The organism is Pseudarthrobacter raffinosi (genome assembly GCF_023913835.1).
Taxonomy (GTDB): Bacteria; Actinomycetota; Actinomycetes; order Actinomycetales; family Micrococcaceae; genus Arthrobacter; species Arthrobacter raffinosi.
The window spans coordinates 174,830-188,713 of record NZ_JAMXBG010000006.1; the positions used below are offsets into that span (position 1 = coordinate 174,830).

A 13,884-nucleotide genomic window follows, 5' to 3' on the forward strand; every position below is an offset into this window, starting at 1 on the left:
AATTATTGAAATGCTATGAAGCGGTGAATCTTTGGCGATGCTGGAGCCGGCAGAATCCGCCTCCGACGGGCGTATCGCAGTGTTTTTCTCTCTGCCTGTAATCCTAGTCACTTGGCAATAAAATGGCAAGCGGTTGCCATAAATTTCTGTTGAAACTTCATGTAACTGCAGGTCATCGAAACAGCACTGCCCGGTCCAGGCGCCTGGACCGGGCAGTGCTGTTCTTTATGAAGCAGAAGGGCTGCTGGAGCGTGATTCTTAGGCGTCCGCCGGGAATGTGCCGAGCAGGCCGGAAACGAGTTCCACGACGGCGTCGTCCGCTGCGACGGCAGGATCCACCAGCGCCAGGACCGCCCGCACGCGCTCTGCGCCTTCCAGCTGGTTGGCCGCGGCCACTTCAGTTGCCAGCGGATCCTGGAACGTCTCGGCCGCGGCGCTGAAATCAATCCAGGCCGCGATCATCAGCGCTGCAGCGGCACCGGACCTGCCCTGGGCCCGTTCGGCCAAGAGGACAGGCACGGCCCGCATGCGCAGCTTGGTGCTGCCGTCCATGGCGATCTGGGCCAGGTGGTGGGCAATGCGCGCATTGCTGAAGCGGGCCAGCAGGGCAGCGCGGTACGCCGGGATCTGCAGGTCCGCGCCACCGGCCGCGGCGCCGGACAGGTTCGCCTCGGCTTCGTCCCAGAAGCTTTCGACGGCGGTCAGGCACTGCGGGTCCGCGAGGGCCTGCGCCACCGTGGTGTGTCCGCGGAGCTGGCCGGCGTAGGCCAGCAGGGAATGAGCGCCGTTCAGAAGCCACAGCTTGCGGTTCTCGTAAGGCTCGATGTGGTCAACGAAGACCGCGCCGGCATCTTCCCAGCGTGGACGGCCGGCCGGGAAATCGCCGCTGAGCACCCAGTTGGTGAAAGGCTCTGCCACTACAGGCGAGTTGTCGCGGTAGCCGCAGGCGGCCTCGACGGCGGCGATGTCCGCTTCCGTGGTGCGCGGCGTGATGCGGTCCACGGACGTGCTGACAAAACTGACGTTTTCCTCGACCCAGGCAGCGAGCTCCGCGTCCCAGGCCCGTGCCAGGCCCGCCACGGCGTTGCGGGCTACCGTGCCGTTGTTGGCGAGGTTGTCGCAGCAGACAACGGCGAGCGGCCCGGCTCCCGCAGCCCGGCGCGCGGCGAGGGCGAAGACCAGCCGGCCCAGCGGCGTCGACGGGTTTCCGCTGCCGGAAGCCAGCAGCGCAAGGTCGCCGGCGACGTCGGGCGCCGTAGTGTCCAGCTGTCCGTCGGCACCGAGGCGGTACGCCGCTTCGGTGACCGTCAGGGTGACCATGGCGGTGGCCGGTGCCGAAACGAGCTCTGCGAGCCGCTGCACGTTCGCGCCGTCGACCGCTTCAACGATGCTGCCGAGGACGGCGAACGAGTCTCCGCTGTCAGCGCGCTCCACGAGCGTAAAGAGGCCGTCCTGCTCGGCAAGGGCCAGGGCAGCATCCGGGCGGCGGCCGGTGAAAGCCGCAATACCCCAGTCGGCGGCGTCGCTGGCCTGGCTGGTGTACCAGGCCTGGTGCGAGCGGTGGAAGGCACCGAGTCCCAGGTGGACGATCCGCACCGGCGGTTTGGCGGAAGCCTGCAAGGTCCGGTCCAGCTGCGGCAGGGATTCGACCGTCTTGGCTGTTGCGTCGGTCTGTTCGATGCTCACAGTTTGAAAACCCTTCGAGGGGAAGAATCGACCGTGTCCACGATGATTTCGTGGGCGCGGTCTTCACTGACACGATGCTCGGCCACCAGACGGGCCAGGAAGGAGGCTTCGATCCGGCGGGACGCATCGTGGCGGGCGGGGATGGAGCAGAACGCCCTGGTGTCGTCGATGAACCCGGAAGAACGGGAGAAACCGGCCGTTTCGGTAACGGCGGAGCGGAACCGGAGCATGGCATCCGGAGCGTCCAGGAACCACCAGGGTGCGCCCAGGTAGACGGACGGGTAAAAGCCGGCGAGCGGTGCGAGCTCGCGGGAGAACACGGTCTCGTCCAGGGTGAACAGCACCAGGTGGAAGTCCTTGGCCGTGCCGAAGTCCTGCAGCAGCGGTCGGATGGCCTCGGTGTAGTTGGTGGCGAACGGGATGTCGTGGCCGGTGTCCGCGCCGAAGGCATCAAACGTTGCGGTGTGGTGGTTCCGGAACGAACCCGGGTGGATGGTCATAACCAGGCCGTCCTCCACCGACATCCGGCCCATCTGGTACATCATGTGGGCTTCGAAGGTGTTGCGGTCCTCGGCCGTGGCCTTGCCGGCGCGGGCGAGCTCGAAGATCCTCTCGGCTTCGGCGCGGTCCAGCTTGAGCGTTGCCGGAGTGGCCACACCGTGGTCTGCGGAGACTGCGCCGTGCTCCACGAAGTAGCGGCGGCGGTTTTCCAGGGCCGTGATGTAGCCCGCGTAGCCGTTGGCGCCGTCACCGGCGGTTTCGATCAGGCGGTCAACGTTGGCACTCCAGGTGGGGTGCGCAATGTTCAGGTAGGCATCCGGGCGGAAGGTCGGCAGGACGCGGCCATTGAACGAGGCGTCCTCGGCGATGGCTTTGTGGCTGGCCAGGTTGTCCAGGGGATCGTCCGTGGTGGCCAGGACCTCGATGTTGAAGTCCTTGAACAGCTGGCGGGGACGGAAGCCCGGCTCCACGAGTTTGGCGGCGATGGCGTCATAGCTGGCGTCAGCGGACATCTCGCCCAGGTCTGCGTCCAGATTGAAGACACTGTTGAACTGATTGCGCAGCCAGTATCCGGAGGCCGTGCCCTCGAAGAGGGGCCAGGCATCCACGAACGTGCGCCAGATTTCGCGTGACCCGGGCGTGGTGGAACCGCCGGCGCGCAGCTTGTCCAGGGGGGCGCCGTTGGCGTGGATCAGGCGGGTGACGTAGTGGTCCGGGCTGACGAGCAGCGCTGCCGGGTCCGGGAACGGCGTGTTGTGCTCGATGACGGCGGCGTCAACGTGGCCATGCGGGGAGATAATGGGGAGGTCCTGTACGCGCGCAAGGAGGTCCCGCGCAATGCTGCGCGTTCCTGGGTCGGCGGGCAGGAGCCTGTCTGGGTTGGCAGCAATCGACTGTGACATAGATCAATAATCTGCCTGGCGCCTCGTTTTGTCAACCGGTTGCCATGAATTGCCAAATGCTGGAATCGGCCTGTCCAGGACTCACTTCGCGGGCAGGATCCTACCGCTGGACCCGCGCAGCACCAGCTCAGTCTCCACGCTCAAAGTGCCGGCCTGCTCCCCGCTCCCGTGGAGGAAGTCCAACAGGCGCGTCGCGGCAGCCTCGCCGCATTCCCCCAGCGGCGAACGCACCGTGGTGAGCGGCGGCGTCGTGAAATCCGCGCCGAAGATGTCGTCAAAGCCGATGATGCTGATGTCGTCGGGCACCACCATGCCGGCGGCCTGGAGCTCCTGCATGAGCCCGATGGCCAGCAAGTCGTTGTACGTCATGACCGCGGTGGCACCGCTGGCGCGGACATCGCGCGCAGTCTGCCGGCCGCCGTCGACCGTTGGTTTGCTGGACTCAAGCCGCACGGCTTCGAGCCGGGACCATTCGCAAGCTGCCTGCACACCCTCCCAACGGCGTTCGGACATCCAGGACTGCGGCGGCCCCGCTACAAAGGCGATCCGCTGGTGTCCGTTGGCGGCCATGCTCCGGATTGCCTCGCTGATCCCCTTGTTGACGTCCGGCACCACGCACGGCACGCCCTCTACTTCGCGGTTGATGACCACCACGGGCTTGTCCTGGGCCAGGGCGCGGATGTTGTCATCGTCCATGCGCGGGCTCGCGAGAATGAGGCCGTCGACGGTGGCCATGAGCCGCCGGGCGGCAGTCAGTTCAGTAGCCGGGGACTCCGCCGACTCGGCGAGCACCAGGGTGTAATCCCTGCTGGTTGCGGTGGTCTCGGCGCCGCGGATGATGTCAAAGAATGTGGGGTTGGTGATGTCCGCGACGATGAGGCCGAACGTGTTGGTCTTGCCCGTGGGAAGTGCGCGCGCAAACGGATTGACCTGGTAGTTCAGCTGGGCGGCCGCATCCTCGATGAGCTTCTGTGTTTTGGAGCTGACCCTGCCCGGCTTGCTGAGTGCCCGGGAAACGGTGGACGCGTTGACGCCGGCCAACTTGGCGATGTCGTAGATGGTCGCATTGGACTTGCCGTCGCGGCCATGCTTTTTGACCGAACCCGTTGATGGGGCGGTGTCCGGCGTTTGGGGTTCAGTCACCGCCCCATCCTAACGATGAAACCACTTAAGCAGGTCGCAGCTGTGGCCGTTTTGATGGTCCAAAACGGCCACAGCTGCTACTCAGCACCGGTACTCCCTCAGGAGGTTACGCGCGCTGGGGGAACTTGCCCTCTTCGGCGATGCGCTTGTTGAGCTCGGCGAGGAACTCGTTCTCGTCGAAGTCCAGTCCAACTTCCTTACCGGTCCATGCGGAGAGGTGGATGGCGTTGGCCAGGCGGACACCGTTTATACCGTCCGAGCCCGGAGCGAGCAGCGGCGTGCCGTCCAGGATGTTGGCGGCGAAGTTCTCCAGGACACCTGAGTGCTGTGCACCCCAGGCGGACTCGAACTCGATGACCTCGGTGGTGTAGTACTCCTCCGGGTTCAACTCGCCCATAAAGAGCTTGCGGACATCGTCCATGCCCATGCCGTCGCTGAGTTCGCGCTCGGGCTTGTGCAAGCGCGTCACGGTGGCGGTCTTGCTGCCCTCGACCACGATCTTGCCCTGGTCGCCCAGGATCTCGAAGCGGTCGGTCCCGGTCAGGTCGTGCGTGGCGGTGACAAAAACGCCGGTAACGCCGTCTCCGTAGTCAACCACCGCAGTCACTTCATCTTCGACGGCGATGTCGCGGCGGAAGCCGAAGGAAACCTTGGAGTAGACGGACTTCGGGACGCCGCAGATCCACTGCCACAGGTCCAGCTGGTGCGGTGCCTGGTTGACCAGGACGCCGCCGCCTTCGCCGCCCCACGTCGCGCGCCATTCGCTGGAGTTGTAGTAGCCCTGCGGACGCCACCAGTTGGTGATGATCCAGTTGCTGCGGCGGATCTTGCCGATCTCGCCGTTTTCCACAATCTCTTTGAGCTTCTTGTACAGCGGGTTGTTGCGCTGGTTGAACATGATGCCGAAGGAGAGTTCCGGCTTGCTGGCAGCGAACTCGTTCAGTTCCTTGACCTGCTTGGTGTAGACGCCGGCCGGCTTCTCCACCAGCGCATGGATGTTGCGCTTGAGGGTCTCGATGCCCATTTCCGGGTGCAGGAAGTGCGGCACGCAGGTCACGACGGCGTCAACGTCGCCGCTTTCCAGCATCGCGATGTAGTCGTCATAGAAGGGAGCGTCCGGGTACGTGGCCGAGGCAAGTTCCCTCTTGGCCGGATCGGTGTCGCAGATAGCGCCGATCACCATGTTGGGGACCATGCCGTCTGTGATGAACTTGGCGTAAGCGCCGCCCTGCTGGCCCAGGCCGATGATGCCGAGGCGTACTTTCTTGCTCACAGTTATTTGTCCTTTTTGTTGGTTGAGCTTGTCGAAACCAGATTGTGGAAGTGGGTCCGCTTAGAAGAGCTCGGACTGCCCCAAGGCAACCAGGTTGTCGTAGGAGGTCTGCAGCGCTTCCCAGACCGTGCGGCCATAGAGTTCGTCCTGCTCCACCAGCAGGTACTGCGCGCCGGCAGCCTCCGCGGCCGGGATGATGGAAGCGAAGTCCAGGTTGCCCTCGCCCACTTCGGCGAACTGGACAACGTTCTTGAACTCCGTCATGAATCCAACGAAGTCCCCTGAATTCAGCAGCCCCATGGCCGACTCCGGCATTTGGCCGATCCGGTAGTCCTTCAGGTGCACCATAGCGGTGCGGCCGGCGTACTTTTCGAGCGTGCGGACTGGGTCCAGGCCGCCGCGCTGTACCCAGTGCACGTCGATTTCCATGCCCATGGCCGGGGAGTTCTCCGCAATGATGTCCAGCATGAATTTGCCGTCGAACTTCGCGAACTCGATGTGGTGGTTGTGGTAGTACAGGCCCAGGCCCTGCTCCTGCAGCCGTTCGGCGTATTCGTTGGCCTGCTTGGCGAAGTCAATTACCGCGCCGATGGACGTCATTGCCTCGAACGGCAGCATACCGATCCGCAACAGCTTCGAGTCCAGGCTCTTTGCGTCATCCACGATCTTGTCAAAGTGCTCCGCCAGGGAATCGCCGGGCCGGCCCTTGGGTGTCTCCATGGCCACGGACAGGGCCGCGATGTCCATGCCCAGCTCGCTGCGGGAGCGGTCCAGTTCAGCGACGTTTTCCGGCGTCATCGGGATCTGGGAGATCTCGACGGCGTTGTAGCCGATGTCGCTGACCTTACGGAGGGTTTCGAACGCCCCGATTTCGGTGAAGCTGTCCTTCAGCATCATTGCCTGTACGCCAATTTTGGCCACGTTATTCCTCCATAGTTGTTGCTGTTGAGTTAGTTCGGGCATGAGCCCTAGGCAAGGGCAGCGGCTTGCTCGTTCTGCTGGCGCTGTTCTTCGAGCAGCCGGTGACGTTCGGCACGGCGCTTCTCCTGGCGGTCCGGATCCGGCACGGGTGAAGCGAGCAGCAACCGCTGCGTGTAGGGGTGGTCGGGGTTGCGCGTGACGATCTCTGCCGGCCCCTGCTCCACGATTTCTCCACGGTACATCACGGCTACACGGTGGCTGATGTGGCGGACCACGTCAAGGTCGTGGGAGACAAACAGGTAGGACACGCCGGTGTCCTTCTGGATCTGCAGGAACAGATCCAGGACACGGGCCTGCGTGGAGAGGTCCAGGGCACTGACCGGCTCATCACAGACGATGAGTTTCGGCGACAGTGCCAGGGCGCGGGCGATGGCCACGCGCTGGCGCTGGCCGCCGCTGAACTCCCGCGGGAGACGGTGGATGGCGTCCGACGGCAGGCCTACCTGGTCCAGGAGCTCTCTGACGCGCTTCTTGGCTGCTGCCTGCTCCATGCCCTGCACGCCCAAGGGCTCGGCAAGGATGTCGCCGATCTCCAGGGCAGGGTTGAGCGACGTGTACGGATCCTGGAAGACCACTTGCATGTCTCGGCTCAGGACACGGCGCTGCTTGCGGGTGGCCTGGCTGATGTCCTTGCCCTCGAAGGTGACCTTGCCACCGCTTACGGGCGCGAGCCCCAGCACTGCCCGGCCCAGGGTGGTCTTGCCGGAGCCCGACTCCCCCACCAGGCCCAGGGTCTCCCCATGGCCGATGCTGATGTTGATGTCCGTCAGGGCACGGAATTTCTTTGCCCGGAACCCCTTGCCGGCGTACTCCACCACCAGGTTCTCGACCCGAAGGAGTCCTTCACGTGCCGGCGCTGATAACGCGGCGCCCAAGGCTGCAGTTTCTGTCACAGTACGTTCTCCTTAGCACTCGATGGCACCAGCATGGACATCGGTTCTTTGCCTTCGAGCATCGAAGCCAGCAGGGTCTGGGTGTAGCGTTCCTCCGGTTCGCGCAGTATGTCCCGCACGGGGCCTTCCTCCACGAGCCGTCCGTTCTGCATGACCACAACGCGGTCGCAGAGGTCAGCCACAACACCAAAGTTGTGGGTCACCAGGATGACGCCGACGCCGAGCCGGCGCTGGAGGTCGCGGATGAGGTCCAGCACATCGGCCTGCACAGTGACGTCCAGTGCCGTGGTGGGCTCATCGGCAATGATGAGGTCCGGTTCGCAGCTGATGGCGCCGGCGATGAGCACACGCTGGGCCATGCCACCGGAGACCTCGTGCGGGTAAGCCTTGAAGGTCCGGTCCGGGTTGACAATGCCGACGTCGGAGAGCAGCTTCATGGCGCGCTTCGTGGCTTCAGACTTGGAGATTCCCAAGACCCGCACCATGGGGGTAACCAGCTGGTAGCCGATGGTGAAGGCCGGGTCCAGGTTGCTCATGGGTTCCTGCGGGATGTAGGAAATCCGCTTGCCGCGCAGCTTGGAGAGCCGTTCCTGGCTGACGTTGTCTTCGCCGGGAGCCACCGTGTAGTTGCCATCGAACTGGATGGCACCGCCCACGATGCGTGCAGTATCCGGCAGCAGGCCCAGGATGGAAAAGGCCGTCTGGGACTTGCCCGAACCGGACTCGCCCACGATGCCAAGGATTTCGCCGCGGTCAACGTGGAAGGAGACGTCATCAACAACCTTCTTGACCGATCCGTCCGCCTGCGGGTACCCGACGCCCAGGTTGGTCACTTTGACCAGGTGGTGTTCGGTTCCGGCCTCGACGGCGGCGAGAGTCTTGCTTGCTGCCTTGGCGGCGCTGGCCGACGCAGCGTCTTCCGCCTCATGTGCTTTCTTCCTGCGGTGCTTGATCTTCTCTTGGTCTTCCAAAGCATCGCGGATAGCGTTCCCAAGAAGGACCAAGGCACCAATGGTCAGTGCCATGGCAAACGCGGGCCAGAAGAGCAGGCTGGGCGTGAGATAAACGTTCTTGAATCCCTCGCTGAGCATCACGCCCCAGGATGCCTTTGACGGATCACCCAGGCCCAGGAACTCAAGGCCTGACTGGATGGCGATGGCAACTCCGGCAATCGCCGCCGTCTGGATGATGATAGGGGCCCGCACCACAGAGAAGATATGGCGGGTGATGATACTCAGGTCAGAGAGCCCGGAGACCCGGGCCGCGTCGACATAGAGCTCGTTGCGGACCGATTGCACAGCAGATCGTGTCAGGCGGAAATAGGAGGGACTCAGCAGTATGCCCAGGAAGAGCATGGCAATCCAGACCGACGGCCCGAAGGCTGCACGCACAGTCAGCAGCACAATCAGGCCGGGGAGGCTCATGAGGATGCTGACAACCCAGTTGGACATAGCTTCGAACTTGCCCGCGTAGTAGCCCGCAATCAGGCCCGCGGGCAGGCCAATCACGATCGCAACGGCGGCACACAGCAACGCGGAGAGCAGCGTCAGCTGCGCACCAAAGAGAAGCCGGCTCCAGACGTCGCGCCCGGAGCTGTCCGTGCCGAGGATGTTGACGGAGTCCGGGGCGGCGAGGGTCTTTGAAATGTTTGCAAAGTTCTCCTCGAACGGCGCCAGGACATCGGCGAACGCGGCTAGGAGACCCATGGTCAGCAGGATGATCATCGATAAAATGCCGAGGGGGTTTTTGAAGAGACGCTTGAGCACCGTGGACCGGACCACGGTACCGGTCTGGCCGGTCGTACCGGGAAGCGGCGTCAGGGCTGAGGTTTCGACGGACTCGCTCACGAGGCACGCACCTTCGGGTTGAGCCAACCGTTGAGCAGGTCAACGATGAGATTGACAAAGATGACAACGGCGACGGTGTACATAACAACGCCCATGACCACGGGCTGGTCGCTCTGGCCGGTGGCGGCCACGGCAAGGGGGCCCATGCCGGGAAGGGCGAAAATCTGCTCGATGATGACCACGCCGCCGAGCATGCCGATCAGCTGCAGGCTGAGGACTGTAAGCCCCGCCGGGGCAGCGCTGCGCAGGACATGCTTAAAAAGGATCTCCCGCTCCTGGATCCCGCGGCTGCGGAGAGTCCGCACGTAGTCGCGTTCCAACTGCTTGATCACGGCGCTGCGGATCTGCTGGGCACCGCCGGTCACGCCGTTGATCAGGAGGGCTATGACGGGCAGGGTCAGCGAGAGCACCCAGGCGTCTGCTCCGGCACCCGGGGAAATGGTGCTGGTGGCGGGGAAGAGGCCCATCTGGATGGCCAGGATGGTGACGAGGATAATGCCGATGACGAAACCGGGAATGGAGTCGCCGATGATGGCGCCGACCTGGACCGTCCGGTCCACCCAGCCACGCTTCACTGCTGCGGCAACGCCGATGAGGGTAGCGATGATGGAAATAAGGAGCATGGCTGCCACCACCATGGTCATGGTGACCGGAATGCGGGTGGCGAGGGCGTCGGCCACCGGTTCAGAGGTGAACCAGGATGCTCCCAGGTCTCCCTGCAGCGCGTTGACAACCCAGTCCAGATAGCGGGTAAGAATGGGCTGATCCAGCCCGAGCTCTGTTTCTTTCAGCGCTACCTGCTCGGGCGTGGCCTGGTCTCCGACGATGTTCCGGGCAATGCTGCCGCTCGATACGTAAAGAAGGGAAAAAACGAGGATCGAGACGGCGAACAGGACTACTATTCCGCTGCCTAGGCGTTTAAGGATGAATGTGATCATTGCTGGCTCCATTGAACTGGCATGGTTTGACTGCCTGGTCCGGCAGCCCGGTCCGGCAGCCCGCCACCGTGGTGGTCGGGCTGCCGGACCTGCGCCGGTTTATGTTGCTTCCTGACCCGGGTCTTACTTGGCCGGCGAGTAGTTGTAGATGGACGGGACGGCCTGCTGGATCTGGGGCGTTACAGTGACCTTGTCGTTGTGGTAGTACATCTGGTTTACCCGGAACAGCGGGGCGAACCAGGCCTGCTCCACGACGTACCTGTTAACTTCCTTGGCGAGCTCGTCCGCTTTTTCGCCGCCGCTCTGCACCGCGTCGATCTTGGCCTGCAGCTCAGGAGTGGTGTTCTTGAACGGGTTGTACAGCGCCTTCGTGGAGACAATCTGGTTGATGGCCACCCACGGCTCCCCCTGGAAGAGCGAGAAGTACATGGTGGTGAATTTCTGGGCTGCGACGTCGCTCGTGAACGTGTTTGTAATCGCTGCGCCGACGTTCAGGGTGATCCCCACGTCCGACAGCTGCTGCTTCAGCACCGCGAGCTGGGTTTCGAAGCCCGGAACGGACGGAACCTCAAGGGTCACGCCGGTTTCGTAGCCGGCTTCCTTCAGCAGGGCCTTCGCCTTCGCCGGGTCATAAGGGTACTTGTTTTCAAGTTCCTCCACCCACGCGCCGCTCTCCTTGCCGAAGGGCTGGGACGTCGGACTGCCCTGTCCCAGCAGTACCTGATCGAGGATCGTCTTGCGGTCGAACGCGTGGTTAATGGCCTGACGGACCTTCACATCCTTGAGGGGGGCATTCTTGGCGCCGTCCCGATCCAGGAGCAACAGTCCCTGCCAGTCCACCTGGTTGGTGACCAGCTTCATCTTCGCGCCCTCGGCTTGCTTACCGGTCTTGGGATCTAGCAACGTAGCGTCCACCTGTCCCGACACCAAGGCGTTGGTCCGGGCGGTCGGGTCAGTCAGGATCTTGAGGGTGAGTTTCTCGAACTTCTGATTGTCCTTGTTCCAGTAATCCTTGCGGGCCGTGAACACCGACTGTGAGTCCTTAACCGTGGCCGCCTTGTCCATGACGTACGGGCCGCTGCCCACGGGCTCGGTCTTGATGCTTTCGGTGCCCAGGGCCTTGGGGCTGCCCATCAGGCCAGCGGCCTGGCTTAGGTAGAACTCCAGAGAAGGGTCAGGAGTGGCGAGGTTGAGCTCGATGGTATCGGCATCCACCACCTTCACGTCCGAGACGGCGGTGAGCTGGGCCATCTGCGGGCCATTGGCCTTTTTGAAGTGGTCCAGGTTTGCCTTGGCAGCCTCGGCGTCGAACTTGGCGCCATCGCTGAAGGTCACGTCTGTGCGGAGGTCAACGGTCAGCTGAGTGTCCGCGTCGTTGTACTTCCACGCGGTGGCCAGCATAGGGCTGAGCTTGCCATCCGGTTCCCGCAGGAGCAGGGAGTCGTAGGCTGCCTGGTAGGGCTGCAGGACGTGGCCCACATGCGCTTGCGCGGGGTCCCAGGAAGTCATGTCTCTAACGGCGCCCAGTGTGAGGGTGGTCGTTTTAGGGGCGCCGGGGTTATTGGCGCCTGGGGCGCCGCCGCAGGCTGTCAGCGCGAGGGCCGCGCTGGTGATAAGAGCGGCTGCTGCCGCTTTGGGACCTAACTTCATTGTTGGCTCCTGGATCTGTGGAACGTGAGAGTTGCGAATTCCGGCCGGTGTGGCGTTGGACACACCGACGTTCGAGATTCAGAGTACGCATAATTGCCAGTCTTGGCAACCGATTGTCAATTTTGTTGCAACTTATATTTTCGAAGCCCGCGAATGAAACGTTCTAAGCGACTTCAACCGGTTGCCGTGAAGCGGTCAGGAAACTTTCTCCGCCGCGTCCGGGTAGCTCTGGCGGTAAATTTCCTTGACGATCCTCAGGGATTTTTCCGCTGCTCCAGGGTCGATCCAGAACGGGCCCTCGTCACCGAGCCGGGCATAGAAGTCACTGATGAGCAGTTCGTGCGAGACGCCCCAGTAGGCACGTCCGCCGGTCTCCACCACACGCTCGGGAACCACTTCAACCCGGCCGTTCGCATAAGTGACCGTCAAGTCCCCACGAAGACTGAGAGTCGCTTTTTCCGTGACAATGTCCAGCGTAACCGGGGCGTTGACGGCGTTGGCCAGCGTGGCATAGAAGGCGCTCCGCGCACCGTTGGCGTGCTCGGCAACAAATTCCGCAGTGTCCTCCACCTCGATGGTTTCGCCCAGGAACCTGGTGGCCGCATTGCCGGACAACGAAACGACGTCGCCCAGCAGCCACTGCACCAGGTCAACGGTGTGAATGGCCTGGTTCATCATGAGCCCGCCGCCGCCACCCTCCCAGGTGCCGCGCCAGGGCCGGCTGCGGTAATAGTCGGCATTGCGGTGCCACAGCACCGTTGCTGACGCCCCTACTACCGCGCCTAGCTCGCCGGAGGAAAGCAGTGCGTGCATGGCCTGCGAGGTGGCGTTGTAGCGGTTCTGGAAGCAGACGGCAATCTTGGCAGTGCCCGCCTTGGCGGCCTCCACCAGCCGGCGGCCTTCTTCAAGCGTATGCGCGAGCGGCTTTTCGACAATGACGTTCACGCCGCGTTCAAGGCAGTCCACGGCGATGGTGGCGTGCATGTTGTGCGGCGTCGTAATGTGCACAACATCCGGTCCGACGGCCTCGATCAGGCTGAGATGATCGGGGAAACCCGGGATGCCGTAGGCGGCCACGGCGGCCGCAAGGCGGCCGGGATCCGAGTCGCAGACCCCAGCCAGCCGCGCGCCATCGAGCTTTGCGATGGCCTCAAAGTGCACTGCCGACACATCACCGCAGCCAATAACTGCGGCCTTGAGGCCGGTCACGAAAGTTCGATTCCGTTCTTGGCAGCAAGGACCGCGAAGGCGCGCGCGGCCATGCCGAAGGCAACCGGACCGGAGAAGCCGCCCAGCTTGTGGTGGCTGGCGAGGTGGGGTTCGAGTGAGGCAAAGCCTGCGTAACCGTCCGCCTTCAGGGCAGCAATGGTGGCGTCCAGTTCGCCGTCGCCGTGGCCGGAAGGCACAACCTCACCCGTAGCCATGATGGCGTCCTTGACCTGGAGGTATTCGAGGTAGGGGCGGAGCATGGCGTAGCCATCGGTGTAGGGGCGGACGCCTACCTGGACGAAGTTGGCGTTGTCCCAGGCGATCCTCAGTGCGGGAGAGTCCACGGACTCCATGATGTCCAGGACGCGCTGCGGCGTATCGCCGTAGATGTCCTTTTCGTTCTCGTGCAGGAGTACGACGCCGGCGCTTTCGGCTTCAGCGGCCAGTGCCCGCATGCGCGTGAGGACGTCGTCGCGGATTTCCTCCGGCGTCTGGGCTTCACTCCGGAAGAAGGAGAAGATCCGGATGTATTTGGTATCCAGGCCCTTGGCTACGGAGATGATCTGGCGAAGGCGCTCCACCTCGTGCTCCACGGGCAGGCTGATGTCCACCTTGCCGATGGGGCTGGCCACGGCTGAGACCTTCAAGCCCTTGGCGTCCAAGAGTTCCTTGAGGTCAGCTACCTGCTCAGACGTCATTTCTGAGACGTTGACGCCCCAGGCGCTGCGAACTTCGATGTAGTTCGCGCCGAGCGCCAGCAGGACAGCAGCCTGGATGGCGGGGTCCGTATCCACCTCGTCGCCGAATCCTGAGAGCGTCCAGGCAGTGCTTGTTGCTGCGGTTGTTGCTTCGGTCACGGGA

Annotated in this window: 11 protein-coding genes; all 11 read right to left on the bottom strand. The window is 63.3% G+C overall.

Annotated features, from left to right (window positions below):
• Positions 1-258 precede the first annotated feature (258 nt).
• Positions 259-1,686, bottom strand: coding sequence for a mannitol dehydrogenase family protein (locus NG697_RS08235; RefSeq protein WP_374209907.1), 1,428 nt, complete (start codon positions 1,684-1,686; stop codon positions 259-261).
• On the bottom strand, positions 1,683-3,089 hold the full coding sequence (gene uxaC / locus NG697_RS08240) for a glucuronate isomerase (protein WP_252613993.1): 1,407 nt from the start codon (positions 3,087-3,089) through the stop codon (positions 1,683-1,685). The genes NG697_RS08235 and uxaC overlap by 4 nt, the downstream gene beginning before the upstream one ends.
• A gap of 81 nt (positions 3,090-3,170) precedes the next feature.
• On the bottom strand, positions 3,171-4,232 hold the full coding sequence (locus tag NG697_RS08245) for a LacI family DNA-binding transcriptional regulator (protein ID WP_252602152.1): 1,062 nt from the start codon (positions 4,230-4,232) through the stop codon (positions 3,171-3,173).
• 106 nt (positions 4,233-4,338) lie between these two features.
• A complete protein-coding gene (locus tag NG697_RS08250) occupies positions 4,339-5,505 on the bottom strand; it encodes a Gfo/Idh/MocA family protein (protein WP_252602150.1) in 1,167 nt (388 codons plus the stop codon).
• Positions 5,506-5,565: 60 nt separating this feature from the next.
• On the bottom strand, positions 5,566-6,426 hold the full coding sequence (locus NG697_RS08255; RefSeq protein ID WP_252602147.1) for a sugar phosphate isomerase/epimerase family protein: 861 nt from the start codon (positions 6,424-6,426) through the stop codon (positions 5,566-5,568).
• Between the two features lie 47 nt (positions 6,427-6,473).
• Positions 6,474-7,379: an ATP-binding cassette domain-containing protein gene (locus NG697_RS08260; RefSeq protein WP_252602144.1), complete on the bottom strand. Its 906-nt coding sequence runs from the start codon at positions 7,377-7,379 to the stop codon at positions 6,474-6,476.
• Positions 7,376-9,226, bottom strand: coding sequence for a dipeptide/oligopeptide/nickel ABC transporter permease/ATP-binding protein (locus tag NG697_RS08265; protein ID WP_252613994.1), 1,851 nt, complete (start codon positions 9,224-9,226; stop codon positions 7,376-7,378). Before NG697_RS08265 ends, NG697_RS08260 begins: the two co-directional genes overlap by 4 nt.
• Positions 9,223-10,164 (bottom strand): ABC transporter permease, encoded by a 942-nt coding sequence (locus NG697_RS08270; RefSeq protein ID WP_252602138.1) that lies wholly within the window; start codon positions 10,162-10,164, stop codon positions 9,223-9,225. Before NG697_RS08270 ends, NG697_RS08265 begins: the two co-directional genes overlap by 4 nt.
• 123 nt (positions 10,165-10,287) lie before the next feature.
• Entirely contained in the window at positions 10,288-11,814 is a 1,527-nt protein-coding gene (locus NG697_RS08275; protein WP_252602135.1) for an ABC transporter substrate-binding protein, read from the bottom strand.
• A 195-nt stretch (positions 11,815-12,009) separates the two neighbouring features.
• The gene (locus NG697_RS08280; RefSeq protein WP_252613995.1) at positions 12,010-13,023 is read right to left on the bottom strand and encodes a Gfo/Idh/MocA family protein; all 1,014 of its coding nucleotides are present in this window, start codon (positions 13,021-13,023) and stop codon (positions 12,010-12,012) included.
• Positions 13,020-13,880, bottom strand: a complete 861-nt coding sequence (locus tag NG697_RS08285; RefSeq protein ID WP_252602129.1) for a sugar phosphate isomerase/epimerase family protein — start codon at positions 13,878-13,880, stop codon at positions 13,020-13,022. Before NG697_RS08285 ends, NG697_RS08280 begins: the two co-directional genes overlap by 4 nt.
• Between the last annotated feature and the right edge of the window lie 4 nt (positions 13,881-13,884).